This window comes from Cellulomonas sp. P5_C5 (assembly GCF_054049655.1).
In genome coordinates, this window is sequence record NZ_JBFULY010000006.1 from 185,065 (window position 1) to 209,208 (window position 24,144).

At 72.9% G+C, this 24,144-nt stretch carries 26 protein-coding genes; 17 read left to right on the plus strand and 9 right to left on the minus strand.

Annotation, left to right across the window (positions count from 1 at the left end):
- The first annotated feature begins 13 nt into the window (after nt 1-13).
- The 6 genes from ACXJKF_RS08085 to ACXJKF_RS08110 all read left to right on the plus strand — a co-directional run bounded on the left by ACXJKF_RS08085 (nt 14) and on the right by ACXJKF_RS08110 (nt 5,852).
- Nucleotides 14-271, plus strand: coding sequence for a hypothetical protein (locus tag ACXJKF_RS08085; RefSeq protein ID WP_456787222.1), 258 nt, complete (start codon nt 14-16; stop codon nt 269-271).
- Between the two features lie 56 nt (nt 272-327).
- A complete protein-coding gene (gene hisC / locus ACXJKF_RS08090; RefSeq protein WP_456787223.1) occupies nt 328-1,395 on the plus strand; it encodes a histidinol-phosphate transaminase in 1,068 nt (355 codons plus the stop codon).
- A gap of 157 nt (nt 1,396-1,552) precedes the next feature.
- Nucleotides 1,553-2,698, plus strand: coding sequence for a pyruvate dehydrogenase (acetyl-transferring) E1 component subunit alpha (gene pdhA / locus ACXJKF_RS08095; RefSeq protein ID WP_456787224.1), 1,146 nt, complete (start codon nt 1,553-1,555; stop codon nt 2,696-2,698).
- Nucleotides 2,695-3,681 (plus strand): alpha-ketoacid dehydrogenase subunit beta, encoded by a 987-nt coding sequence (locus ACXJKF_RS08100; protein ID WP_456787225.1) that lies wholly within the window; start codon nt 2,695-2,697, stop codon nt 3,679-3,681. The genes pdhA and ACXJKF_RS08100 overlap by 4 nt, the downstream gene beginning before the upstream one ends.
- 10 nt (nt 3,682-3,691) lie before the next feature.
- Nucleotides 3,692-5,170, plus strand: coding sequence for a dihydrolipoamide acetyltransferase family protein (locus ACXJKF_RS08105; protein ID WP_456787226.1), 1,479 nt, complete (start codon nt 3,692-3,694; stop codon nt 5,168-5,170).
- Nucleotides 5,171-5,198: 28 nt separating this feature from the next.
- Entirely contained in the window at nt 5,199-5,852 is a 654-nt protein-coding gene (locus tag ACXJKF_RS08110) for a hypothetical protein (protein WP_456787227.1), read from the plus strand.
- Nucleotides 5,853-5,895: 43 nt separating this feature from the next.
- Here the strand turns inward: ACXJKF_RS08110 and ACXJKF_RS08115 are convergent, their stop codons facing one another.
- Both ACXJKF_RS08115 and ACXJKF_RS08120 read right to left on the minus strand, forming a co-directional pair.
- Nucleotides 5,896-6,648: a hypothetical protein gene (locus ACXJKF_RS08115; RefSeq protein ID WP_456787228.1), complete on the minus strand. Its 753-nt coding sequence runs from the start codon at nt 6,646-6,648 to the stop codon at nt 5,896-5,898.
- Complete coding sequence (locus tag ACXJKF_RS08120; RefSeq protein WP_456787229.1) at nt 6,645-7,637, minus strand: hypothetical protein; 993 nt, start codon at nt 7,635-7,637, stop codon at nt 6,645-6,647. Before ACXJKF_RS08120 ends, ACXJKF_RS08115 begins: the two co-directional genes overlap by 4 nt.
- A gap of 237 nt (nt 7,638-7,874) precedes the next feature.
- On the opposite strand from ACXJKF_RS08120, the gene ACXJKF_RS08125 reads away from it, so the two are divergent.
- The 4 genes from ACXJKF_RS08125 to ACXJKF_RS08140 are packed head-to-tail and all read left to right on the plus strand — an operon-like array spanning nt 7,875 to nt 10,660.
- Nucleotides 7,875-8,423 carry a hypothetical protein gene (locus ACXJKF_RS08125; protein WP_456787230.1) on the plus strand — a complete coding sequence of 183 codons (549 nt, stop codon included), beginning with the start codon at nt 7,875-7,877 and terminating at the stop codon, nt 8,421-8,423.
- 37 nt (nt 8,424-8,460) lie between these two features.
- Nucleotides 8,461-9,480: an amidoligase family protein gene (locus ACXJKF_RS08130; protein ID WP_456787231.1), complete on the plus strand. Its 1,020-nt coding sequence runs from the start codon at nt 8,461-8,463 to the stop codon at nt 9,478-9,480.
- Nucleotides 9,477-10,004 (plus strand): SigE family RNA polymerase sigma factor, encoded by a 528-nt coding sequence (locus ACXJKF_RS08135; protein ID WP_456787232.1) that lies wholly within the window; start codon nt 9,477-9,479, stop codon nt 10,002-10,004. The genes ACXJKF_RS08130 and ACXJKF_RS08135 overlap by 4 nt, the downstream gene beginning before the upstream one ends.
- Nucleotides 10,001-10,660: a hypothetical protein gene (locus tag ACXJKF_RS08140; RefSeq protein WP_456787233.1), complete on the plus strand. Its 660-nt coding sequence runs from the start codon at nt 10,001-10,003 to the stop codon at nt 10,658-10,660. The genes ACXJKF_RS08135 and ACXJKF_RS08140 overlap by 4 nt, the downstream gene beginning before the upstream one ends.
- Here ACXJKF_RS08140 and ACXJKF_RS08145 read toward each other — a convergent pair.
- From ACXJKF_RS08145 to ACXJKF_RS08160, 4 genes are all read right to left on the minus strand, one after another.
- Nucleotides 10,657-11,133, minus strand: a complete 477-nt coding sequence (locus ACXJKF_RS08145; RefSeq protein ID WP_456787234.1) for a GNAT family N-acetyltransferase — start codon at nt 11,131-11,133, stop codon at nt 10,657-10,659. The genes ACXJKF_RS08140 and ACXJKF_RS08145 overlap by 4 nt on opposite strands.
- 8 nt (nt 11,134-11,141) lie before the next feature.
- A complete protein-coding gene (locus tag ACXJKF_RS08150; protein WP_456787235.1) occupies nt 11,142-11,555 on the minus strand; it encodes a hypothetical protein in 414 nt (137 codons plus the stop codon).
- Between the two features lies 1 nt (nt 11,556).
- A complete protein-coding gene (locus tag ACXJKF_RS08155; RefSeq protein WP_456787236.1) occupies nt 11,557-12,018 on the minus strand; it encodes a QcrA and Rieske domain-containing protein in 462 nt (153 codons plus the stop codon).
- Nucleotides 12,019-12,101: 83 nt separating this feature from the next.
- A complete protein-coding gene (locus tag ACXJKF_RS08160; RefSeq protein WP_456787237.1) occupies nt 12,102-13,895 on the minus strand; it encodes an MDR family MFS transporter in 1,794 nt (597 codons plus the stop codon).
- A 167-nt stretch (nt 13,896-14,062) separates the two neighbouring features.
- Between ACXJKF_RS08160 and ACXJKF_RS08165 the strand changes: the two genes are divergently transcribed.
- From ACXJKF_RS08165 to ACXJKF_RS08195, 7 genes are all read left to right on the plus strand, one after another.
- Nucleotides 14,063-14,707, plus strand: coding sequence for a hypothetical protein (locus ACXJKF_RS08165; RefSeq protein WP_456787238.1), 645 nt, complete (start codon nt 14,063-14,065; stop codon nt 14,705-14,707).
- Nucleotides 14,708-14,781: 74 nt separating this feature from the next.
- Nucleotides 14,782-15,510, plus strand: a complete 729-nt coding sequence (locus ACXJKF_RS08170) for a YcnI family copper-binding membrane protein (protein WP_456787239.1) — start codon at nt 14,782-14,784, stop codon at nt 15,508-15,510.
- Nucleotides 15,507-16,154: a copper resistance CopC family protein gene (locus tag ACXJKF_RS08175; protein ID WP_456787240.1), complete on the plus strand. Its 648-nt coding sequence runs from the start codon at nt 15,507-15,509 to the stop codon at nt 16,152-16,154. The genes ACXJKF_RS08170 and ACXJKF_RS08175 overlap by 4 nt, the downstream gene beginning before the upstream one ends.
- A gap of 127 nt (nt 16,155-16,281) precedes the next feature.
- Nucleotides 16,282-18,369: a cytochrome c oxidase assembly protein gene (locus tag ACXJKF_RS08180; protein WP_456787241.1), complete on the plus strand. Its 2,088-nt coding sequence runs from the start codon at nt 16,282-16,284 to the stop codon at nt 18,367-18,369.
- A gap of 230 nt (nt 18,370-18,599) precedes the next feature.
- Nucleotides 18,600-19,553, plus strand: a complete 954-nt coding sequence (locus ACXJKF_RS08185; protein WP_456787242.1) for a type IV toxin-antitoxin system AbiEi family antitoxin domain-containing protein — start codon at nt 18,600-18,602, stop codon at nt 19,551-19,553.
- Nucleotides 19,554-19,637: 84 nt separating this feature from the next.
- Nucleotides 19,638-21,707 carry an alpha/beta fold hydrolase gene (locus ACXJKF_RS08190; protein ID WP_456787243.1) on the plus strand — a complete coding sequence of 690 codons (2,070 nt, stop codon included), beginning with the start codon at nt 19,638-19,640 and terminating at the stop codon, nt 21,705-21,707.
- Nucleotides 21,708-21,800: 93 nt separating this feature from the next.
- A complete protein-coding gene (locus ACXJKF_RS08195) occupies nt 21,801-22,118 on the plus strand; it encodes a DUF6458 family protein (protein ID WP_456787244.1) in 318 nt (105 codons plus the stop codon).
- A 43-nt stretch (nt 22,119-22,161) separates the two neighbouring features.
- Here ACXJKF_RS08195 and ACXJKF_RS08200 read toward each other — a convergent pair whose 3' ends face one another.
- The 3 genes from ACXJKF_RS08200 to ACXJKF_RS08210 all read right to left on the minus strand — a co-directional run.
- Entirely contained in the window at nt 22,162-22,965 is an 804-nt protein-coding gene (locus ACXJKF_RS08200; protein WP_456787245.1) for an anti-sigma factor, read from the minus strand.
- 7 nt (nt 22,966-22,972) lie between these two features.
- Nucleotides 22,973-23,581, minus strand: coding sequence for an RNA polymerase sigma factor (locus ACXJKF_RS08205; RefSeq protein WP_456787246.1), 609 nt, complete (start codon nt 23,579-23,581; stop codon nt 22,973-22,975).
- Between the two features lie 59 nt (nt 23,582-23,640).
- A partial coding sequence (locus ACXJKF_RS08210; protein ID WP_456787247.1) for a class F sortase occupies nt 23,641-24,144 on the minus strand: 504 nt, incomplete at its 5' end.

Below are 24,144 nucleotides of genomic sequence, written 5' to 3' on the forward strand. Positions count from 1 at the left end.
GACAGTGTCTGTGGTGCAACCTGACGAGGACCCCGCTCCGCCGGGGTCCGGTGGCTCTGCGGCGGGTGCGGACGCTCGCGCGCCTGCGGAGGTCGCCCGGTGGGCGTGGCCGGCGGTCGTCGCCGTGACCGCGCTCCTCTTCGTGGGCGAGACGCTGAGCGCGGCGGACAGCGGCTGGCCACTCGGCGCGACCCTCGTGGCGATCTCGATGGCCGGGTTCGTGGTGCTGACCAGCATCGGGTGGTACCGGTCGCGGCGGCGTCGGGACTAGGAGACGGAGCGTGCCGTGCCGSCCGCTCCCTCGACGAGCGGTGGCATGCTGAGGCCGTGACTCGCGTCCCCCTGCGTCCGGCCCTGGCAGACCTGCCGCCCTACGTCCCCGGGGCTCGTGTCCCGGTCGGCGCCGCGGCGTTCAAGCTGTCGTCCAACGAGAACCCGTACCCGCCCCTGCCGTCGGTGGTGCTCGCCATCTCCGACGCGGCCGAGGACATCAACCGGTACCCGGACATGTACGCCACCGAGCTGGTCGGAGCCATCGCGGTGTCGCTCGGCGTCGCGCCCGAGAGCATCGTGGCCGGGTGCGGCTCGGTGGCGGTGCTGGGGCACGTGCTCACCGCGGTGTGCCAGCCGGGCGACGAGGTCGTCGTGCCGTGGCGGTCGTTCGAGGCGTACCCGATCGCGGTGACGCTGGCCGGCGCCCAGGGCGTGCACGTCCCCGTGGGCGACGACGGGCGGCTGGACCTGGAGGCGATGGCCGCGGCGGTCACCCCGCGCACCAGGGTCGTGCTGGTGTGCAGCCCGAACAACCCGACCGGTCCCGCCGTGCACGCCGACGAGCTGGCCGCGTTCCTGGCCGCCGTCCCCAAGGACGTGCTCGTCGTGCTCGACGAGGCGTACGTCGAGTTCGTCCGGGACCCGGAGACGCCCGACGGTCTGGCCGTGTTCGCGGACAACCCGAACGTGGTGCTGCTGCGCACGTTCTCCAAGGCGTTCGGCCTGGCCGGTCTGCGGGTCGGCTACGCGGTCGCGCGCCCGCGCCTCGCGGCGGGGATCCGCGCGGCGTCGACCCCGTTCGGCGTCTCCCACGTCGGCCAGCTCGCCGCCCTGGCGTCCCTGCGGGCGACCGCCGAGCTCATGACCAGGGTCGACGCGATCGTCGCCGAGCGTGCGCGGCTCCTGGCGGGGCTCCGGAAGCAGGGCTGGACGGTCCCCGACAGCCAGGCCAACTTCGTCTGGCTGCCGCTGGGCGACCACGCGGCGGCGTTCGCGGAGCGGTCCGGACGTGCGGGGGTGCTCGTGCGGCCGTTCCAGGGCGACGGTGTCCGGGTGAGCGTCGGTGAGCCCGAGGCGACGGATCTCCTGCTCGAGATCACCGCGGAGTGGCTCGCCCGCTGACGGTGCGGGGGGAGGTGTAGGGACTCGACAAGGTGGTGCGTCGAGGCTTGTGCGGGTCTTTCTCGCGCAACCTACGGTGCCGTAGCCTACGCTGTCGTAGGTTTCGAGCCTCACCCCGGCGCGGCCCACCCGCCGCTGCACCGCGAAGGAGAACCGCGTGGTCCCGAACGGCCCCCAGACCGACGACGGCCTCGTGCAGCTGCTGACCCCCACCGGCCAGCGCACCGCACACCCCGACTACGACCCCCGCATCGCCCACCTCGACGCCGACGCCCTGCGCGCGCTCTACCGCGACATGGTGCTCGTGCGCCGCTTCGACAACGAGGCGACCTCCCTGCAGCGCCAGGGCGAGCTGGCCCTGTACGCGCAGTGCCTCGGCCAGGAGGCCGCGCAGATCGGCTCCGGCCGCGCGCTGGCTCCGCAGGACCAGGTGTTCCCCAGCTACCGCGAGCACGGCGTGGCGTACACGCGCGGCGTCGACCTGGCGGACGTGCTGCGGCTGTTCCGCGGCATCGACCACGGCGGCTGGGACCCGACGGCGTACGGGTTCCACCTGTACACGCTGGTCATCGGCTCGCACACGCTGCACGCCACCGGCTACGCGATGGGGCTGCAGCGCGACGGCGCCGTCGGCACGGGCGACCCGGCGCGGGACTCGGCGGTCGTCACGTACTTCGGCGACGGGTCCACCTCGCAGGGCGACGTCAACGAGGCGCTCGTGTTCGCCGCGGTGAACAACGCCCCGGTCGTCTTCTTCTGCCAGAACAACCAGTGGGCCATCTCCGAGCCGACCAGCCGGCAGTCGCGCGTCCCGCTGGCCGACCGCGGTCCCGGCTTCGGCATCCCGAGCGTGCGGGTGGACGGCAACGACGTCCTGGCCACGTACGCGGTCACGGCGGAGGCGCTCGAGCGGGCGCGCTCCGGCGGTGGCCCGACGTTCATCGAGGCGTTCACGTACCGGATGGGCGCGCACACCACGTCGGACGACCCGAGCCGCTACCGCTCCGCCGCCGAGGAGGAGTACTGGCGCCAGCGCGACCCGATCGACCGGCTGCGGCTGTACCTGGAGGACCGCGGCGAGCTGCCGCAGGACTACCTCGACACCCTGGCCGCCGAGGGGGACGCGCTCGGGATGCGCATCAGGACCGCGGTGCGTGCCATGGGCCGCCCGTCGGCCGCGTCGATGTTCGAGCACGTGTACGCGACGCCCCACTCGGTCGTCGAGTCCGAGCGCCAGTGGTTCGAGGCCTACGAAGCGTCGTTCCTCGATGCCGGGCAGAGCCGTGAGGGGAGCCACCGATGACCACCATCACGTTCGCCAAGGCGATCAACCACGGCCTGCGCAAGGCGCTCGAGCAGAGCCCCAAGGTGCTGCTCATGGGCGAGGACATCGGCGCGCTCGGCGGGGTGTTCCGGGTGACCGACGGGCTGCAGAAGGACTTCGGCCAGGAGCGCGTCGTCGACACCCCGCTCGCCGAGTCGGGCATCGTCGGGACCGCGATCGGGCTCGCGATGCGTGGCTACCGGCCCGTGTGCGAGATCCAGTTCGACGGGTTCATCTTCCCGGCGTTCGACCAGATCACGACCCAGCTGGCCAAGATGCACTACCGGTCGAAGGGGCGGCTGAACCTCCCCGTCGTCATCCGCGTGCCGTACGGCGGCGGGATCGGCGCCGTCGAGCACCACAGCGAGTCGCCCGAGGCGCTGTTCGCGCACACGGCCGGCCTGCGGGTGATCAGCCCGTCCAGCCCGGCCGAGGCCTTCACGATGATCCAGCAGGCGATCGCGTCGCCGGACCCGGTGCTGTTCTTCGAGCCCAAGGGCCGCTACTGGGAGAAGGGCGACGTCGACCTGGACGCCGCCGTCGACGCCCCGCACCCCGCACTGGACACCGCGAAGGTGCTCCGCCCCGGCACGGACCTCACGCTCGTCGCGTACGGCCCCACCGTGCAGACCGCGCTCAAGGCCGCCGAGACGGCCGCCGCCGAGGGCACGTCGATCGAGGTCGTCGACCTGCGGACCCTGTCGCCGCTCGACACCGCCACGGTCGCAGCCTCCGTCCAGCGGACCGGCCGGTGCGTCGTCGTGCACGAGGCCCCCGTCCTCTACGGCACGGGCGCCGAGGTGGCCGCGCGCATCACCGAGGACTGCTTCTTCCACCTCGAGGCGCCCGTCCTGCGCGTCGGCGGCTTCCACACCCCGTACCCGGTGGCCAAGATCGAGCACGACTACCTGCCCGGGCTGGACCGCGTCCTCGACGCGGTCGACCGCTCGCTGGCCTTCTGAGGAGATCCCCGTGCCGACCTTCCAGCAGTTCCCGCTCCCGGACGCGGGCGAAGGCCTGACCGAGGCCGAGATCGTCGCCTGGCACGTCGCCGTCGGCGACACCGTCGAGGTGAACCAGACGATCGTCGAGATCGAGACCGCGAAGTCGCTGGTGGACCTGCCGAGCCCCTGGTCGGGGGTCGTCACGCGGCTCCTTGTCGAGCCGGGGCAGACCGTCGACGTCGGGACGCCGATCATCGAGGTCGACACCGACCCGACAGGGGCAGCCCCCGACGTCGAGGAGCCCCCGAGCACCACGTCCCCGTCGGGCGGCGCGATCGAGCACGGCCATCGCGGGGGAGGGAACCGGCACGCGGGCGTGGAGCCGGGAGGATCCGACGAGATCGCGGCGGCCCGTGACGACCGCGCAGCCGAGCCGGAGCCGGAGCCTGCTGCGCGAGAGGCGGTGCTCGTCGGGTACGGCCTGGCCGAGCCCACCACCGGTCGCCGCGGCCGCACCGCGGACGGCTCACCGGCCGCGACGACGCCGCCTGCACCACCCGCCACCGCAGCCGCCGTGACCTCGTCGCAGCGCGAGGCCACCCGGCACGCGCTCGCCAAGCCGCCGGTCCGCAAGCTGGCGCGCGAGCTGGGCGTGGACCTGGACTCCGTCTCGCCGACGGGCCCGGGCGGGATCGTCACCCGCGAGGACGTGCTCGGCCGGGCGGCGCAGGCCGAGGCGCGGACCCTGGCCACCTACCCCGGCGACGACGCCCCCTGGCTGGCCAGCGGCACGGTCTCCTCCGACGGGCGCCAGACGCGCGTGCCCGTGAAGTCGGTGCGCAAGCGGACCGCGGAGGCGATGGTCACCAGCGCGTTCACGGCCCCGCACGTCACGGTCTTCCACACGGTCGACGTCACCAAGACGATGAAGCTGGTCGAGCGCCTGCGGGCCGACCGCGAGTTCGCCGACGTCCGCGTCACGCCGCTGCTCATCGCCGCCAAGGCCCTGATGCTCGCCGTCCGCCGGCACCCGGAGATCAACGGGAGCTGGGACGAGGCGACGCAGGAGATCGTCTACAAGCACTACATCAACCTCGGGATCGCGGCGGCGACCCCCCGCGGGCTCGTCGTGCCCAACATGAAGGACGCGCACCGCCTCAACCTCAAGGACCTGGCGAGCGCGCTCGCGGACCTCACGTCGACCGCACGGGCCGGCAAGACGTCGCCCACGGACATGTCCGACGGCACCATCACGATCACCAACGTCGGCGTCTTCGGCATCGACACCGGCACGCCGATCATCAACCCGGGGGAGGCAGCGATCCTCGCGTTCGGCGCCATCCGGGAGCAGCCGTGGGTGCACAAGGGCAAGATCCGGATCCGCCACGTCACGCAGCTGGCCCTGAGCTTCGACCACCGGCTGGTGGACGGGGCGCTGGGCTCTCAGGTGCTGGCCGACGTCGCACGGGTGCTGCACGACCCGTCGCACGGCCTCGTGTGGGGCTGACCCTCGTCGTCCGTGTGACACTCGCCCGATGATCCGGACCCTGACCGAGCACGACGACCTCGAGCTCGAACGGGTCGGCTACGAGCGCGGGGACCGGCTGCGTCCGGACACCGGCAGCGCGGACGCGCACCGCTACCGGGTCGACCCCGCCAACCCCATGGTGGTCGACGGGCTGGTGCTGCTGGAGCAGGACGGCGACACCTACCGGTTCCTCGACGCCAACCGGGTCCCGCTGACCGTGCGCGACCTGCGCCGGTTCCGGATCCTGGTCAAGGTGTCCCAGGCGCGCCCGACCGACCACGAGGCGACCGGCGTCCCGTCGCAGCCGGAGTCGCCGGAGCTGGCCGACCTGCGCGACGACGCCCTCGACAACGGGCTGCTCGACGGGGTCGACTTCGCGATCGGCACGGCGACCGCGCCCGAGACGATCACGTTCGAGCAGGGCTTCGTCGTCGGCTACCGAGACGCCGGCACCACCAGCACCCTGTTCGCGTCGCGGTCGTTCGCGCAGGCGCGCGCGGTGTTCCTCGACGAGGCGTGCTGGCTGGGTGCCGAGCGGGGACGCGGACCGTACGTCGGTCGTGATCAGGCTGTCGGCACGGAGGAGTGGACCGTCGCCATGGTGGTGGCGGCGTACGAGCGCCGGCTGCTCGACGAACCTAGGGACGGCGCGGAGCAGTAGTGATCGCGCGCCCCGCACCCACTCTCATCTGACCGTACAGCTGTCAGACGGCCGGGACGACGCGGTGCACGAGCAGCCGAACCCTGGCGGATGCGGCGCGGCTCAGGAACTGGTTGGGCCTTCCGGTGCCGAACCTCTCGTGCAGCACCTTCGCCGCAGCGGGAGCCTCGACCCTGGCGGGCCAGTCCTGCACCGTGCGGCCTGCGACGTTCGCCGCTTCGAGCAGCCGGTGAATGTCGATCGCGTCTGACCTAGCGAGTCGGCCCACGTAGGAGTGGGCTTTCATCACCAGAGCCGCGCCGACGTCCGGCAGGAGCAGGGTCGTGTTGACCTCGCTCCCGTCGGTCAGGTCTGCGGTGATCTCGACGACCGTCGGCCGTTCGAGCAGCGCGGTCAGCAGGCCGGGGATCTCGTCGACCACGAGCTGCCCGTGTTCCTGGTTGGTGACGAGCCGTCCCTGGTAGGAGGGTGCGAGCACGTCGATCACCAGTTCCCGTTGGCCGTCCTGACGTACGAACCGGTTGCCCTGGGTCTGTTCGTACCCGGCGTGCAGCAGCGCAGCGAGCAGCCTCTCATCGCCACACACGTCGAATGGCACACCCATGTCGGCGTCAGCCGTCTCGCGAGCGGGGGCGAGGTGCGTCGCGCCGAGCGCGTGCACCAGGAGCGTCACAGCCAGTCCACCGACGAGCCGGTAGGGCACGTCGAGCCTCGACGCGATCGCGGCGATGTCTGCGGCAGCCAGCCAGCCCGCGTCGGTCGCGCGCGACGTCGACACCAGGGTCAGCGGATTCACTTGGGGACCTCAGCGCCTTCCAGGAGCCGGGCGCGGAGGTGGTTCGCTGCGGCCTCATCACCGTCCTGGACCAACGTGACCCACACCCTCCACGGGTCGGCCAGGCGCAGCCCCTCGCGCTCGACGGCGCCCGGCAGTGCCTGGGGATCGTCCGGGACGACGATCGTCACGGTCGCGTCCGCAGCCGCAACGGGCGTGCAGCGTGCGGCGGTCAGGTCGACGAGGCGCTCCGCCCAGATCGTGGTGCGGTCCGGGCGGGCCCACGGCGCATAGCGGTCGGCGGCGACCTGGCCGGTGACCGCGTACTCCACCCCGGCGTCGCTCAGGACTTCTGCGATCGCTGTGGTCGCGGTCACGGGAGCGTCGAGCGTTAGCCATGTTGCCGAGGTCTTGGGGCGCGGGTAGTTCTTGACCAGCCAGTTGCTCGCGAGGTCCGGTCGGCGGACCGTCCACCCGTCGTGGCGGCGCGCGATGATGTCGCTCAGCTGCTTGAACGACTGAGACACCCGGGCCTGTGTCAGGTCGGTCTCGTGCGCGAGCTTGGTCTGAGACCGGGGAGTCGGGTCGTTCAGGAGCGCCAGCGTGAGCGCAAGCTGACCCCAGGGCGCGCGACCGGGCTTCGCCGTCACGTCGTTCCGCGGCTCTGGCGCAGCGTCGATGGCGTGCGACCGACCGTCGCGGTCGATGAGCGTTCCGGTCACAGGGCCGCGCTCCGGCGCAACGAGAACGGACAGCCCAGCTTCCCGGGCGGCGTCGAGCGCGACGGCTGTGGCGGACTGGGTGATGACTAAGGGACGTGTCATCGGGTGGACCAGCAACCTCTTGGCGTACCGGTTGACGAGCGAAGGGTGCAACGCTGCTACGAGCGCCACGTCGTAGGCGGTGGAGAGCAGTTCGGGGCCCTCCAGCGCGATGTCTGCACGCCGATCAAGGGCGAGGGCCGGCCGGACGGCATGCAACTGCGCCAACTCTGCCCAGACATCGCTCATAAGCATTATCAACCTACCTTTCATATTGCTTATAGTTTAGCGCTGAACAGTCACTTTATCCAAGAGTTGTTCAGGGACATCTGGTGGCGGCGCTGCTCGGTTCCTTCTCCAACCAGGGTCAGGTGCCGCACTCCAGCGTGCGGTTGGCGCCCAACTCGGCACGATCCGGACTGCACACCTGGGTGTCGAGCCGCGTTCTAGGGGGTACGCACATCCGCACGCACCCCGGAGGCCCCCATGGACATCACGAACCACCGCCCCACCCGCCGAGTCGTGGCCATCGGAGCCGTCGCCGTCGGTCTGTGCATCGCGGGCACCGGTGTCGCGACCGCCGCTGCACCGAGCTCGGCGCTGTCCCGGTCGGTGACCGAGATCCTGCAGTCCGCGGGCGTCCACTGGTCGACGATGCCGGAGGGGTACACGCCGGAGCAGTACGAGGCGTTCTGGGGTGCGGGCTACACGCCCGAGAACGTCGAGGAGCTCGGCGCGCTGTGGAACCTGGAGGCCACCGAGACGAAGGCGCGCGCCGGCCAGCTCCTCCTCGACGGTCAGCCGGTGCCGGTGGCACCCGGGGGCGGGACGGAGACGGGGACGGAGACCGGGACGCAGATCACCGACGAGCAGTTCGAGGCGTTCTGGGGTGCGGGGTACACGCCCGAGGACGTCGAGGCGCTGGGGGCGATCTGGAGCACCGGGTTCGTGGAGACCAAGGCGCAGGCCGGCCAGCTCCTCCTCGACGGGCAGACTCTTCCGGTGCCCCCGAGCGGCACGCCCGGCCAGTCCTGAGCCCGTCGCCCGGCACGACCTTCGTGAGGAGAACGACGTGGACGAGCTGACGCTGCGGACGGGGTTCGAGATCGAGCTGCTGGCCCCGGTGGGATCGGACCGACGGGTCCTCGCCGACGAGCTCGCCGCCCGCCTGGGCGGCCGGGTGCGGCGGTCGTTCCACACCGACAGCGAGTCGTCGGTCGTGCCGGGCGTCGGGGTCTTCCGGCACCTGTCGCCGGCGTTCGACGTGGTCGACGCCCACGGACGTCCCGTGGCGCGGCTGGTCGACGACATCACCATCGAGGCGGACCTGACGCCCGGCGCCCCCGGGCGTCCCGGGTGGTACCGCGTGCTGTGCGACGACGCCCGCCTGCTGCGGCTGGTCGAGCGGCACGCGGACCCCGACGCGCCGCTGACCACGGTGCTGGACCCGGTCGCGGAGCTGTTCGGGGTGCACGCCGAGGCCGTCGGTCGCGCGGTCCGGGTCGACGACGTCGGCGGYGCCACCGTCGCCGTGGCGATGCCCCTGCCGTCGGGCCGCGAGCGTCCGTGCGAGATCATCACGCCGCCGATCGAGACCGACCACGTCGCGGCGCTCGAACGGCTGCTGGTCCCGGCGCGCGAGCTCGGCTTCACCGTCCCGCAGGAGGCCGCGGTGCACCTGCACGTCGACGGGGCGCCGTTCCGTCGGCCGGAGGCCTTCGCCAACGTCGTCCGGCTGTTCGGTCACTGGCGGGAGGTGCTCTGGGCGGCCCTGGAGACCAACCCCGCGTGCCGACGGCTGGCCCCGCTGCCCGAGGCGCTGCTGGACCTGGTGGAGACCAGCGGCGACGCACGTGCGCAGGCCACCGGTCTGACCAAGTACGCCGACGTCAACCTCACGCAGCTGGTCACGAGCAGACCACTGCGGGACACGCTCGAGGTGCGGATCCTGCCGGGCGCGATCGACGGGCCGGCCATCGTGCGTCGTGCCGCGCTGGTCGAGGCCCTGCTCGCCCGCTGCCTCGACCCGGAGCCGCTGCCGCGCCCCGGTGCGGGCGCCACCCTCGACGACCTTCTCGGGGTCCGCCGGTGACCGCGGCGATCCCCGTCGTGGAGCACGAGCTGGACGACCTCGTCCGCGTCCACCTCGCCGGGCTGCTGCGGTACGCGACGGTCCTGACCGGTGACGGCCACACGGCCGCCGACCTGGTCCAGGAGGTGCTGCTGCGGGCGCACGTGCGCTGGACGCGGATCTCCCTCATGCAACGCCCCGACCTGTACCTGCGCCGGATGGTCACCAACGAGCACCTCTCCTGGCGCCGACGCTGGCACGTGCGGACGATCCGGCCCGCCGCCGACGAGGTCCTCGCCGCGCACGCCGACGCCCACGGCGACCACGCCCACGGTGTGGTCGAGGAGGACGCGATGTGGGGCCGCCTCGAGGCACTGCCGCCGCGACAACGCACCGTGCTGGTCCTGCGGTACTACGAGGGCCTCACCGACGCGGAGATCTCCGAGGTGCTCGGCACCTCCCCGGCCACCGTCCGGTCCCACGCCAGCCGAGCACTGGCCACCCTGCGCGACACCGACCTCTCGACCCGACCGGAGCAGCGATGAGCACCGACCCGCACGACGACGAGCTGATCGCCCGGATCACCCGCGCCCTGCACTCGCGCGAGGCCGACCAGCCCGACCCCGCCGTGGTCGCGGCACGGCTCCAGACGGCTCTCGCCCACCCGCCGGAGGCGACGGTCACCACGCTCGTGCGCCGGGGCGGGAAGGTCGTGGCCGCCGGTGCGGTCATCTCGGCGCTGGCTGTCGCTGGTGCCGGTGCGGCCGCGGCTGCCAACCCGTACTCCGGGGTCGCCCGGGTGGTCGAGGACGTCGCGCAGTCCGTGGGCCTCGAGTGGTCGGCGATGCCCGACGGGTACACCCGGGAGCAGTACGAGGCGTTCTGGGGCGCGGGCTACACCGTCGAGGACATGGAGGCGCTCGCGGACCTGTGGCACCTCGACGCGACCGCGACCAAGGCGCAGGCCGGGCAGCTGCTCCTCGACGGGCAGACGCCCCCCGTCGCGCCCGGTGGGGCCGCTGCGGACCCGGGGGTCCTCGACGCGGAGCTGGTCGACGCGTTCTGGGCGGCCGGCTACACCGACGCGGACCTCGAGGTGCTCGGGCGGCTGTGGCACACCGAGGGGTACGAGACGAAGGCGCGCGCCGGCCGGATGATCCTCGACGGGGAGCCGCTGCCCCTCGCGTCCCCGGCGGGCTAGCGAACGGGGGCAGGGGCCGACGGGGACAGGGGCCGCGACCATGCGACCTCGCGGTGCAGCTGCCCGGTCTCCACGAACAGGCGGACCTGGTGGGTCTGCGCGAGCACGCGCGCGAGGTCGTCACGGTCGGCCGCGGAGAACTGCAGTCCCTGCCAGAACGGCCCTGACCGCCGGCTGAACAACCACGCCCGCTGGACGCCCTCCTGCGCAGCACGGGCGAGCGCAAAGCGGGCGAGCTCCGTCCCCCTCCCGCGGGAGCGCTGGGACGGGCGCACGGCGACGCTGCGGATCAACGCGTGGGTCCCGTCCTCGCTGACCTCGTAGCCGGTGCTGCCGACGATCTCGCCGGCGGCGTCACGCTCGATCCACAGGCGCACGGTCGGGGCGTCGAGACCGCTGCGTGTCAGGTCGACCTCGGTCAGGAACGCCGTGAGCGCCGCGAGGTCGTCGCGACGGGCTCGTTGCAGGGGCACCCGCCAAGTCAAGCACTGCCGGCGGGACCACCTGCTGCACGGCGTTCCACCAGGAGCGCCGCGACGCCGAGCACGATCGCGCCGATCTCCGAGATCGCCGACAGCCACACGGGGACGCCCACCCACTGCTCGTGCACCCCGAAGAAGCCCCCGGGCGTGGTCGAGATGAGGAACGCCGCCAGGGTCGCCACGCCGAACCCGATCGCGCCCAGCAACGGCAGCCAGTGCCGCCAGACCAGCACCAGGACGCCGAGGACCAGGCCGCCGACGCCGTTGAGCAGGAACGCCGGCCCGACGACGTCGAGGGTGTTCATGCCGTTGGCCCACAGGTCGAGGTGGACGACGGCGGAGAGCATGACGCACGCGGACAGGAGCGCCCGCAGCAGGTCGGAGCCAGCCTGCCACCCGGTGTGCCAGCTCATCTCACGCCTTCCCGTTCAGGACGGCTCCGTTGCTGACGTGCACGTCGAACTGCGCGAGCGGTGAGGGTGCCGGGCCGGAGACGTTGGCGCCGGTCAGGTCGTAGACCGAGCCGTGGCACGGGCACTTCAGCTCGTCACCCTCGGGCGCGACGGTGCACTGCTGGTGCGTGCAGACCGCCGTCAGGGCGACGACMTCGCCCTTCGTGGGCTGCACCAGGATGATCGGCTGCCCGTCGGCGAGCTTGGCGGAGATCGCGCCGCCCACGGGGATGTCGGACAGCTGCGCCAGCGTCCCGTCGTCGCTCTCCGCAGGCGCGTCGGCCGGGGTGTCGGAGCCGCCGCACGCGGCCAGGACGCCGGCGGCGGCGACACCCATGGTCACCAGACCGGCCCGGACCAGCACCTCCCGCCGGTCCAGGCAGCCGTCGCAGGTGTGGGTGGTGCTCTGTGCAGTCGCGGACATCGGGACCTCCGGGTCGGACCTGGTGGGGCTGACACCTGTGTCACGGTGCCGGGCCCGTCGAGGTTCACCCCGGCGCGCCACGTTCACCCGAGCGCGGCACCAGTTCCAGGGTGCCCGCTCGGCGTGGGTTCGTCCTGCGCGCGGGCCACGGCGGCCTCGTCGGCGACGACGGCGGTGACCCCGCCGACCGCGGTCGCGGCGCCGGCCGCGCTCGCAGCGTCGTCGTCGAACCGTCCCTGGATGCCCGAGACGTTCCGGAGCGGCAGCTCGGGGAGCATGACCGTGAGGATCACGCCGAACACCATGATGAACGCGGCCAGCAGCAGCACGGTGTCCACCGACTGCGCGAAGCCGTCGAGGAACGGCTGCGCGAGCCGCGGGTCGAGGGCGTTGATGAACGACGAGTCGTCCAGCGACGGCACCGTGCCGCCGCCGCCCTGCAGCATCCCCAGGACGGGCGCGTTCGCGGGGTCGGCCACGACCGCCGGGTCGGCGACCGCCGCCTGGAACTCCGGCGTCTGGGACGCGGTCCGGAACGCCGCCGCGATGTTGGGGCCGACCGTCGAGAACAGCACCGACAGGAACACGGCGGTCCCCAGGGTGCCGCCCATCTGCCGGAAGAACAGCGACGACGACGTCGCGACGCCCATGTCCCGGACCTCCACGGCGTTCTGCACGGCCAGCACCAGCGGCTGCATCGTGAAGCCCAGCCCGAGCCCGAAGAGGATCGACACGGCGAACACGTACGGCAGCGTCGTGCCGGCCTCGAGGCGGGAGAAGAACAGGGCGCCCAGGCCCATGAGGACGGTGCCGATCACGGGGAACGCCTTGTAGCGGCCGGTCCGCGACGTCGTCTGGCCGGCGACGATCGAGCCGGTCATGATGCCCAGCGTGAACGGGATCAGGGTCAGCCCGGCCTCGGTGGGGGACTGGCCCTTCACGATCTGCAGGTACAGCGGAAGCGTCGCCAGGCCACCGAACATGCCGAGGCCGATCACCGTGTTGGCGGCAGCGCCCACGGAGAACGTGCGGTTCCGGAACAGGTACAGCGGCAGGATCGCGTCGGCCCTGGCGTACCGCTCGGCCAGGATGAACGCCGCGACACCCAGCACGCCGACGACGTAGCAGGCCAGCGACCGCGGCGAGTCCCAGCCCCAGATGCGGCCCTGCTCGGCCACCACCAGGAGCGGCACCAGCGCGACGATGAGCGCCAGGGCTCCCGGGTAGTCGATCCTGTGCTCGACCCGCTTGAGCGGCGGCAGGTGCAGCACGCGCGCGACGACGATGATCGCGAGGATGCCGATGGGCACGTTGATGAGGAAGACCCAGCGCCAGCCGGTGATCCCGAGGATGGTCTCCGCACCGGCGAAGAACCCGCCGACCACGGGACCGAGCACCGACGCGGTGCCGAACACCGCGAGGAAGTAGCCCTGGTAGCGGGCACGCTCGCGGGGGGCGACGAGGTCACCCAGGATGGTGATCGCCAGCGCCATGAGGCCACCGGCGCCGAGGCCCTGGACGCCGCGGTAGACCGCCAGCTGGTACATCGAGTCGGCGGTGCCGGACAGCAGCGAGCCCACCACGAAGATCGAGATCGAGATCAGGTACAGCGGCTTGCGGCCGTAGATGTCGGAGAGCTTGCCGTACAGCGGCGTGGAGATCGTCGCGGTCAGCAGGTACGCCGTGGTCACCCACGCCTGCAGGGACAGACCGTGCAGGTCGTCGCCGATGGTCCGGATGGACGTCGCGACGATGGTCTGGTCGAGCGCGGCGAGGAACATGCCGAGCATCAGCCCGCCGAGGATCGTGAGGATCTCACGGTGCGTCGGGGGCACGAACGTCTGCCGTTCGGGGGCGGCGGTGTGCTGTGAGGACATGAGACCTTCTCGGCCGGAATGATTGCGCAGGACAACTAACGTGCCGCAACAACGGTGCACCCGCCATGTGTTCCCCGCCACAGGGTTTTCCCGCCCGGCGTCCGCGAGGTGGATAAACGCTTCAGCGGGGCGGACGCCGATCGGCCGTCACCGTTACCGTGTCCGGCATGCCCATGCCCGCGACCGGTCCGCTGCGCCTCGCGCGCGGGGCCGTGGTCGCGGTCGTGACGGTCGCGCTCGCAGCCCTCGCGCACGTGCTCGCCGGGGGCGCCCTCCCGCCGTTCGTGGTGGTCGTCAGCCTGACCGCGCTCGTGCTGGCCGCCGCGGTGGTGCTCACAGGCCGTCGGCTCGGGGCCGTCGGTGCGGTCGCCCTGCTCGGCGTCGGGCAGCTCGCGGTGCACTCGTCGTTCAGCCTGTTCACCTCCATGGCGTGCATGCCGGGACCCTCCGACCAGGCCGCCCTCTTCGGGCACCAGCACCATCCCGGCATGGTCATGCAGTCGCAGACGGCGTGCACCGCGATCGACCCAGGGCTCGCGCAGCCGGTGCTCGGCGAGTCCGCGATGCTCGTGCTGCACGTCCTCGCGACCGTCGTGGTCGCCCTCGTGCTCGTCGGCGCGGACCGTGCGCTGTGGTGGATCGCGGCGTGGCTGCGTCCCCTCGTCGGCGGCCCCGCGGCCGTCGTCGTCGTCCCCCGACCCGCGCTGCCGACGCCGGGCGAGGTCCCCTGGTCCGGTGACGCCTGGTGGCGTGACGTCGTTCCCCTGCGCGGTCCGCCCGCGTGGCAGTCGCCCACGGTCCCTCCTCGCTGATCGGCAGCGGTCGGAGGGCTCGTGCGCGCGCGCCCGCCCTCGACCACCACTGCCACCCCCAAGGGGAACCTGCCATGCGTTCGATCAGCCGTCTCGGCGCGACCACCGTCGTCGCCCTCGCCCTCGCCGTCGTCCCGCTCACCGCCGCGTCCGCGCACGTCCGGGTGGTCCCCGAGCAGACCACCGCAGGAGGATGGACCGTGCTCACCTTCCGCGTCCCCAACGAGTCGGAGACGGCCGCGACCTCGCAGGTCACCGTCGACCTCCCGACGGACACCCCCCTCCTGTCGGTCTCCACCAAGCCCTTGCCCGGCTGGACGGCGACCGTCGAGACCGCCCCGCTGCCCGAGCCCGTCGACTTCTACGGGACAGAGCTGACCGAGGCGCCCTCGCGCGTCGTGTGGACCGCGGCGCCTGGTGCCGAGATCGTCGACGGCCAGTTCCAGGAGTTCGAGGTCTCTGCCGGCCCGCTGCCCGACGCCGGCACCCGCCTGGTCCTGCCCGCGCACCAGACCTACACCGACGGCACGGTCGTCGACTGGGTGGACGTCGCGGAGGAGGGTGGTGAGGAGCCCGCGCACCCGGCGCCGGAGCTGACGACGACGGAGGGTGCCGACGAGCACGGCACCTCCGACGAGTCCGACAACGCCACCGTCGACGAGGCAGCGGTCGTCACCACGGCCGCCCCGACCGCGTCGGAGCCCGACACGCTCGCCCGGGTGCTCGGTGGCGCCGGCCTCGTGCTCGGCGTCGTCGCGCTGGTGCTGGCCGTGCTCGGACGACGTCGCCGGAGCGACGCGTGAGGCGGACCCTCGCCGGGGCGCTCGGCGTGCTGCTCGGCCTGGCGGCGGTCGTCCTCGGGGCGCCCGCCGCCCAGGCGCACAACGTGCTGCAGAGCACCGACCCGGCCGAGGGCTCGACCGTCCAGGTGGTCCCGGAGCAGGTCACGCTGACCTTCAACGAGCCCGTGCTGATGGTCGGCACCGAGATCATGGTGCACACGGCCGACGAGACGATGGTCAACATCGGACCGCCGATCCTCGTCGACAACACGGCCGGTATCGCGGTCACGGGGGAGCTCCCCGCCGGCGAGTACACGGTGATCTACCGCGTCACGTCCGCGGACGGGCACCCGATCGAGGGGCAGTTCCGGTTCACGGCTGCCGAGGCCACCTCGTACGGGGTCGCGACGGTCGCGCCGACGATGACACCCTCGCCGACCACCTCCGCCGAGGTCCAGGCCAACGAGTCCGCCGCGCCGAGCCCGTCACCGTCCGCCTCCTCGGCACCCGCTGCCGCGGAGGAACGCGTCTCCGGCGCGGTTCTCGTCGGGGCCGTTGCCGCGTTCGTGGTGATCGGCGGTGTCGTCGCGTGGCTGCTGCTGAGGCGGCGCCCGGCCGGGCGACCGACGGACCTGACCGCAGATCCACCGTCGGGAGGCGTGTGAGGGACGTGCTCCCCGGCGGCTGCGCCAGCGGACCCCTCCGGCTCGATGCCGCGAACGCCGCGAACGTCGCGCGAGACGTGACCGACGGCATGTCGGGCCGGTCGCTGCGGCGACCTACGCTGGTCCGATGACTGCGCCGGTGACGAGCGCCGGCCGCTCAGGTGCCGGTGAGCCGGGGGCCGACGCGCGTCGGCCCCCGAGCCCCTGGCGCGTGCTCGCGCTGGTGCTCGCCGCCGTCGCCGCCGCGCTCCTCGGCGTCGCGTTCTCGGGGGCCGCGCTCCCGGCCMTGCTGCGCGACCCCGGCGCCGCCGTGCGCTGGGGCCTGCCCGCGACGGAGGTGCTCACCGAGCTCGCGGGGTCGGTGACGCTCGGCGCGCTCGTGCTGGCCGTGTGCGTGCTCCCGCGCCGCGCCGCCGTCGCGTCGACCCGCACCGCCCGAGCGGGCATCGGCACCGCCGACGGGCGGGCGTACCCGCGCAGCACGCTGGTGGCCGGGTTCGCCGCGGGCACGTGGACGCTCCTGTCGATCGTGCACCTGGTGCTCACGTACGCGAACGTCGCCGGGCGGCCGCTGGACTCGGCCTCGTTCGGTGCGGAGCTCGGCGTGTTCGTGACGCAGATCGACCTCGGCCGCACCCTGCTGCTGATCACGACGGTCGCGGCCGTCGTCACGGCCCTCGCGCTCGTCGTCACGACGCCCACCGGCGCCGCCTGGACCGCCGCGATCGTGCTCGTCGCGCTCTGGCAGCAGGCGCAGCTCGGGCACGCCGCGGGCGCCTCCGGGCACGACATCGCGACGTCGTCGATGGTGGTCCACCTGGTCGGCGCCGCCATCTGGATCGGCGCGCTCACGGCCCTCGCGCTGCTGGTCCGGCGGGTGGGCACCGACCTGTCCGCGTCGGTCGCGCGGTACTCGGTCATCGCCGGCTGGTGCTTCGTCGCCGTCGCCGTGTCCGGGCTGGTCAACGGCCTGCTGCGGACCACCGGCTGGAGCGACCTGACCACCACCTACGGCCTGCTGCTGATGGCCAAGGTGGCGCTGTTCGGCGTGCTCGGCCTGCTCGGGCTCGCGCACCGCCGGGCCGTCCTGCCGCAGCTGGCGACGCGCACCACCGACTGGCTGTTCTGGCGCCTGGTCCTCGTGGAGCTGACCGTCATGGGTGCCGTCTCCGGGGTGGCCGTCGCGCTCGGGGAGACCGCGCCGCCCGTGCCGGAGGAGCCCCCCGCCGACCCGTCGCCCGCCTACCAGCTCACCGGCCACCCGCTGCCGCCCGAGCCCAGCGGGATGCTCTGGGTCACCGAGTGGCGCTGGGACCTGGTGCTCGCGTCGGCGGCCGTCGCGGGGCTGGTCGTGTACTGGCGGTGGGTCCTGCGGCTGCGTCGGCGGGGCGACTCGTGGTCGATGGCGCGCGCCGCGTCCTGGACCGTCGGCATGGTCCTGTTCTTCTGGGCCACCAACGGCGGACCCGCTCTGTACGGGCACATCCTGTTCAGCGCGCACATGGTCCAGCACATGGTGCTCGCGATGGTCGTGCCCCTGTTCCTCGCGCTCTCGGCGCCCGTGACCCTCGCGCTGCGCGCCCTGCCGGTCCGCTCCACCCAGCTCCGCGACGACGACTCCCGCGGCCCGCGCGAGTGGATCCTCACGATCGTCGACAGCCACGTCGGGCACTTCCTCGCGCACCCCGTGGTCGCCGCCGTGAACTTCATCGGGTCGATGCTGCTCTTCTACTACTCGGGCCTGTTCGAGTGGTCGCTGCGCAGCCCCGTCGGGCACCTCGCGATGGTCGTGCACTTCACCGCCGCCGGGTACCTGTTCGTGAACGCGCTCGTCGGCATCGACCCCGGCCCCAAGCGGCTGCCGTACCCGCAGCGGCTCCTCCTGCTCTTCGCGACGATGGTGTTCCACGCGTTCTTCGGGGTGACCCTCGTGTCCGGCGACGTGCTGCTGGTCGCCGATTGGTTCGGGCTCATGGGCCGCCCGTGGGGCCCGTCCGCGATCGCCGACCAGCAGCTCGGCGGCGCGATCACCTGGGGCATCGGGGAGATCCCGACGCTGGCCCTCGCGATCGGCGTGGCACTGGCCTGGTCCCGCGACGACKACCGCACCGCCCGCCGCCGCGACCGCCAGGTCGACCGCGACGGCGACACGGAACTGGACGACTACAACGCGATGCTGGCCGACCTGGCGGACCGCGACACCCGCCCGACCTGACGAGCGCCGCCCCGCGACGGTCGCGGCCGACCTTTCGACCGCGACCGTCGCTCGACCTGACCAGCGCTGCCCCGCGACGGCCGCCGCCGAGTTGGCCGACCGCAGCGCGGCCGACCGAGCAGTGGGGTCGCAGGAGGTCGAGGCGACCACAGCCCGGCAGTCGACGCGGTCCCGCACAGCTGCCCGTCCGGCGGTCCCCGACCGGGCTCGTGTCGGTTGTCGTAGCGCGGGTGCGCACCCCACGGCCGGTCCCGTCGTCCCTGCTCGCGCTGGCGTTCCGGCAGGAGGACCTGCTCTCCGCGGCACAGTGCGGCGCCTTCGGCATCGACGCCGACGCGCGCACTCGCCTCCTCGGTGCGGGAACGTGGCAGCGCGTGACGCATGCCGTCTACGACGTGGCGCCCGGACGCGACCGCCGCCGCGACGCGGATCATCGTCGCAGGCGTGCGGCGTGGACAGGGCTGCTCGCCCTGGGCCCGCGCTCGGTCGCGGTCGGACCGTGCGCTCTCGCTCTGCTGGGCGTTTCCGGGCTGCCGCTCGACATCGTCCCGGAGGTGGCGCTCCCCGACGGGCGGTTCGGGCGCAGTCGGGACGGTGTCCGGGTGCGGCAGTTCAGCGACGCAGTCACGAGCACCTACGGCGGTCACGGGATCGTCTCGCTCAGCTCGGCGCTCGTGCAGGCGCTCCCCGAGCTGCCTCGGGTGAACGCTGTCGCGGTGATCGACGACTGCCTGCGCCGTGGGCTCCAGTCATGGGCTGACATCGACGGCGTCCGTCGACGGGTTCGATCGCGCCGGGGCAGTGCCGGGCTGGAGGGACACGTGTTCGGCCGCGTGGACCCCCGCGCCGAGTCGCCGCTCGAGACCTTCGCGCGTCTGCAGTGCGTCGATGCGGGCATCGCGCCGGACGAGCTGCAGGTCGTGGTCCGGTCGTCAGATGGCGTGTTCCTGGGGCGGGGCGATCTGGGCTGGCGGCGCGACGACGGCGGCTGGCTGATCGCAGAGATCGACGGACGCGAGTTCCACGACGCACCCGACGCCCTGCACCGGGACCGGACCCGCCAGAACGCGCTGGTCACCCGTGGCGCCGCCCAGGTCCTTCGCTTCACGTCGAAAGACATCAGATCGCAGACGATCCCACCCACGGTCCGCGCGGCACTGACCCGCCCGCCGAGAACAACCTGAGTCGCGYTSYGGWCGGTCAGAACGCGACCGACGTTGTTCTCGGCCGCGGGACATCGCGCGGTAACCGGTGATAGGACGGAGCGCATGACTTCTTCCGTCTTTCATGACCTTGATCAGTACGTCGCGATCCCTCGGGTGAGCGGGTTGGTGCTCTCGCCGGACGGGTCGCGGGTGGTGGTCAGCGTGGCGACGCTCGACGCCAAGTCGACCAAGTTCGTGACCGCGCTGTGGGAGGTGGACCCGACCGGGGAGAAGCCCGCACGGCGTCTCACTCGGAGCGCCAAGGGGGAGGCCAGCGCGGCGTTCACGCAGAGCGGTGACCTGCTGTTCACCAGCGCGCGGCCGGACCCGGACAGCAAGGCAGACGACGACGAGCCGGTCCCGGCGCTGTGGCTGATGCCGCGCGACGGCGCGGAGGCGCGCGTGGTGGCCGACCGCGCGGCGGGCCTGGGCGGCGTCCAGGTCGCTCGGCACGCGGACGTCGTGCTCGTCGGCTCGGACGTCCTGCCGAGCGCGACGGACGCCGAGGCGGACGAGAAGCTGCGCAAGGCCCGCAAGGAGAAGAAGGTCCAGGCGATCCTGCACGGCGGCTACCCGGTCCGGTTCTGGGACCACGACCTGGGGCCGGAGTCGCCGCACCTGTTCGTCGCGGAGATCGGCGCGGACGTCGTCGCACCCCTGGCCGGGGCGAAGGACCCGCGCCTGACGCTCACGGACGTGACGCCGGGAGCCCGGTCGGCGCTGGTCGAGCAGGCCGCGGCGATCAGCCCGGACGGCGGCACGGTGGTGACCGGCTGGAACCTGCAGCTCGCGCGCGGTGCGCAGCGGGGGCGGCTGGTCGCGGTCGACGTGGCGTCGGGGGAGCACCGGGTGCTCGTCGACGACCCCGCCGCGGACCTCTGGTCGCCGGTGATCTCTCCCGACGGGCGCTGGGTCGCCTACGTGCGGGAGAGCCTCTCGACGCCGCACGACGCCCCTCGCGTCACGTTGCAGCTGGTCGCGCTGGCCGGCGGGGAGCCGAGGACGCTCGTCGAGAGCTGGGACCGCTGGCCGCAGCACCCGGTCTGGCTGCCCGACAGCACGGGTCTGCTCGTCTCGGCCGACGACGACGGCCGGGGGCCGGTGTTCCGGGTCGACCTCGCGTCCGACCAGGTCACGCGGCTGACCAGCGACGACGCCACGTTCACCGACGTGTCGGTGAGCCCGGACGGCTCGGTGGCGTTCGCTCTGCGCGCCTCCTACGAGGCACCGGCGCACCCCGTGCGGATCGACCTGGAGACGGGTGCGACGACGGCGCTGCGCAGCCCGGCCGCGACGCCCGAGCTGCCCGGCACGCTCACCGAGGTGGAGACGACGGCCGAGGACGGTCGGCGGGTGCGCGGGTGGCTCGCGCTCCCCGAGGGCGCCAGCGAGCACAGGAAGGCCCCCCTCCTTCTCTGGATCCACGGCGGTCCGCTCGGGTCGTGGAACGCGTGGTCGTGGCGGTGGAACCCGTGGATCCTCGTCGCGCGCGGGTACGCGGTCCTGCTGCCCGACCCGGCGCTGTCCACCGGCTACGGCCAGGACCACGTGCAGGCCGGCTGGGGGGCGTGGGGCGCGGCGCCGTACACGGACCTGCTGGCCATCACCGACGCGGTGGAGGCACGCGACGACATCGACGAGACGCGGACGGCCGCGATGGGCGGCTCGTTCGGCGGGTACATGGCCAACTGGGTGGCGGGGCACACCGACCGGTTCCAGGCGATCGTCACGCACGCGAGCCTGTGGGCGCTGGACCAGTTCGGGCCGACGACGGACGCGGCCTTCTACTGGGAGCGCGAGATGACACCGGAGATGGCGCTCGAGAACTCGCCGCACCGGTTCGTCGAGCAGATCGTCACGCCGATGCTCGTCGTGCACGGCGACAAGGACTACCGCGTCCCCATCGGCGAGGGGCTGCGCCTCTGGTACGAGCTCCTGTCCAGGAGCGGCCTGCCCGCCGACGACGAGGGGAGGACGCCGCACCGGTTCCTGTACTTCCCCGACGAGAACCACTGGGTGCTCAGCCCCCAGCACGCGATCGTCTGGTACCAGGTGGTGGAGGCGTTCCTGGCGGAGCACGTGCTCGCCCAGACGGGTGAGAATGCCCCGGTTTATCCACAGATCCTGGGCTAGGAAGCGCTCTCAACATGCGAGGTCGCCCGGTCGGCACCAGACTCGCCGGTCGAGGCCGGGCGACCCGCGCACGGCTCGACGGAAGGACCAGCTATGGGTATCGGAGGCGGAATCGCCCTCATCGTCATCGGCGCGATCCTCTCGTTCGGCGTCAGTGACGCCATCGACGGGGTCAACCTCACGGTGATCGGCTACATCTGCATGGGTGCGGGAGTCATCGCGCTGATCCTGGCGATCGTGCTCAACGCGCAGCGCAGCAACACCTCCCACACGGCGGTCGTCGAGCAGCGCACCACGCCGAACGCGCCGCCTGCGCAGGCGGCCCCGGTGGCACAGCCCGTCCAGCCGGTGCAGCCCGTTCAGCCCGTCGTCCAGCAGCAGCAGCCGCCGGCAGCGCCCCCGGCTGTCTGACCGAGCACGCCGAGACGCCCCCTCCCTGCGGAGGGGGCGTTTCTCATGCCTCCAGCGGGCCGCGCACGATCGAGTCGCCGGAGTGCGCGGGGTCGCCGTCGAACTGCTCCTCGGACACGTCGACCACGGAGAACTGGTCGAGGTCGAGACCTGCGGGCAGGTCGAACCGTCCGGCCGACCCGGCGAGGGTGCCCAGGCTGACCAGCCCGCTGACGTCGGGCTTGAGCAGCCAGACCTCGCGGAAGCCGTCCGGAGAGGACTCGCTCTGGTCGAGGTCGACCACCAGCACGCGAGTCCCGTCGGACCGCGTCTCGACGACTGCGGAGCCGGACGCGTCCCAGCCGGGCAAGGGCTCGAGGACGGCAGTGGCGATCACGGTCACGGGGTCGKGTCGGTTGGCGGCCCACCACGTCGCACCGCCGCCGACCACCAGTCCGACCGCGGCGGCCGCGGCGATCCAGCGCCCGGCACGCGGGCGGCGCGAGTCGATCGGGACGACCGGGGCGACGTCGCCCGACGAGGCCGACGTGACCGAGGCGTCGGACACGAGCGACGAGGCCGACGTCACGGATGCGGACGCTGGGGCGGCGGGCAGGGGTGACGGCGTCACCGTCGGCGATCCGGTGGCGCCGGTCGCCAGCCCGAGCTCCGCCGCGACGCGGTCCCAGACCTGCGGGGCGGGCGCGACGAGCGCGGTGTCGGCGCCGCCGGAGCGTGCCAGGCCGACGACGTCGGTCAGGGACGCCAGCTCGTCGGCGCACCGCTCGCACTCCTCGATGTGCGCGAGGTCGGCGGTCGAGCCGGCGGTCTCGCCGAGGGCGAGGAGCGCGAGCAGGTCATCGTCCACGTGGGACTCATCGAACGGCACCGTCCACCTCCCATCGGGTCCGCAGTCGGGCGAGGCTGCGCCGGACGTGGCTCTTGACCGTGCCCAGCGGCAGGTCGAGCCGGTGCGCGATCTGGTCGTGCGTGAGGTCGTCGTAGAACGCGAGCCGCAGGATGGTGCGCTGCGGGTCCCCGAGCCGGTCCAGCTCGTCGGCGACGACGACCTGGTCGACCACCCGGGTGTCGACGGACGGCACGGGCGACTCGGCCGCACCGGCCACGGACTTGTCCCGCAGCCGTCGGTCGCGGGCGCGCTTCTCGTGGGTGTCCGCGACGACGTGCCGCGTGATGCCCAGGATCCAGGCGGGGAGCCGGGACTTGTGCGGGTCGAACTTCTCCCGGCTGCGCCACGCCTCGACGAACACCTGCTGCGTCACGTCCTCCGCGTCGGTGACGCTGCCGAGCGAGCGGAGCGCGACGGTGTGCACGAGCGCGGACCAGCGCCGGTACGCCTCGGCGATCGCGGCTTCGTCGCCCCGCGCGAACGCGGCGCCGAGCTCCTCGACGTTCTCGCCGTCCGGGTCGAGCCGGTGCGCCGGGCGCGACGAGTCAGCAGACCCGGGCGCGGGTGCGCTCACGGACGGCTCCTCCCTCGTCGGCTCCCGGACGACAGGAGCGCTCAGCAGCGTAGTCACGGCTACCCACTGATCGGCTCGGCTGTGACGACGACGTTGTCCGTATAGTGCCCGATGTCGCGGCGGAACGTGCCGCCGCAGGTCACGAGCACGAGCCGTGGCGCACCGGCGCGGTCGAACCACTGGTCGACCGGCGCCCCGTCCTTGGGCAGCTTCTCGACCGTCACGACACGGTACTCATGGACCCCGCCGTCGGCGGACGTCACCGTCACGACGGCCCCGACCCCGACGTCACGGAGCTTCGCGAACTGCCCTATGCCCGTCTGGACGCTGTCGACGTGCGCCGCGACGACGGTTGCTCCGGCGGGGTCGGCCGGGGCCGGCCCGAACCTGTACCAGCCGGCGCGGTCGGCGTCCTCGGGGATCTCCATCTCGCCGTCGTCGCGCACCCCGACCGGGTCGACGGCCATGTCGATCCCCACGTCCGGCACGGCGAGCCGCACGGGCGGCGGGGTGGCGGCGACCGGCGGGCCGAGGGTCGCCTCGACCACGGGGACGGTCGGCCC

Excerpts from the sequence above, each read along its gene's own strand:
- ACXJKF_RS08100 (WP_456787225.1), top strand. The coding sequence starts at position 2,695 with ATGACCACCATCACGTTCGCCAAGGCGATCAACCACGGCCTGCGCAAG.
- ACXJKF_RS08110 (WP_456787227.1), top strand. The coding sequence starts at position 5,199 with ATGATCCGGACCCTGACCGAGCACGACGACCTCGAGCTCGAACGGGTC.
- ACXJKF_RS08120 (WP_456787229.1), bottom strand. The coding sequence starts at position 7,637 with ATGAGCGATGTCTGGGCAGAGTTGGCGCAGTTGCATGCCGTCCGGCCG.
- ACXJKF_RS08125 (WP_456787230.1), top strand. The coding sequence starts at position 7,875 with ATGGACATCACGAACCACCGCCCCACCCGCCGAGTCGTGGCCATCGGA.
- ACXJKF_RS08140 (WP_456787233.1), top strand. The coding sequence starts at position 10,001 with ATGAGCACCGACCCGCACGACGACGAGCTGATCGCCCGGATCACCCGC.
- ACXJKF_RS08150 (WP_456787235.1), bottom strand. The coding sequence starts at position 11,555 with ATGAGCTGGCACACCGGGTGGCAGGCTGGCTCCGACCTGCTGCGGGCG.
- ACXJKF_RS08160 (WP_456787237.1), bottom strand. The coding sequence starts at position 13,895 with ATGTCCTCACAGCACACCGCCGCCCCCGAACGGCAGACGTTCGTGCCC.
- ACXJKF_RS08165 (WP_456787238.1), top strand. The coding sequence starts at position 14,063 with ATGCCCATGCCCGCGACCGGTCCGCTGCGCCTCGCGCGCGGGGCCGTG.
- ACXJKF_RS08170 (WP_456787239.1), top strand. The coding sequence starts at position 14,782 with ATGCGTTCGATCAGCCGTCTCGGCGCGACCACCGTCGTCGCCCTCGCC.
- ACXJKF_RS08190 (WP_456787243.1), top strand. The coding sequence starts at position 19,638 with ATGACTTCTTCCGTCTTTCATGACCTTGATCAGTACGTCGCGATCCCT.
- ACXJKF_RS08195 (WP_456787244.1), top strand. The coding sequence starts at position 21,801 with ATGGGTATCGGAGGCGGAATCGCCCTCATCGTCATCGGCGCGATCCTC.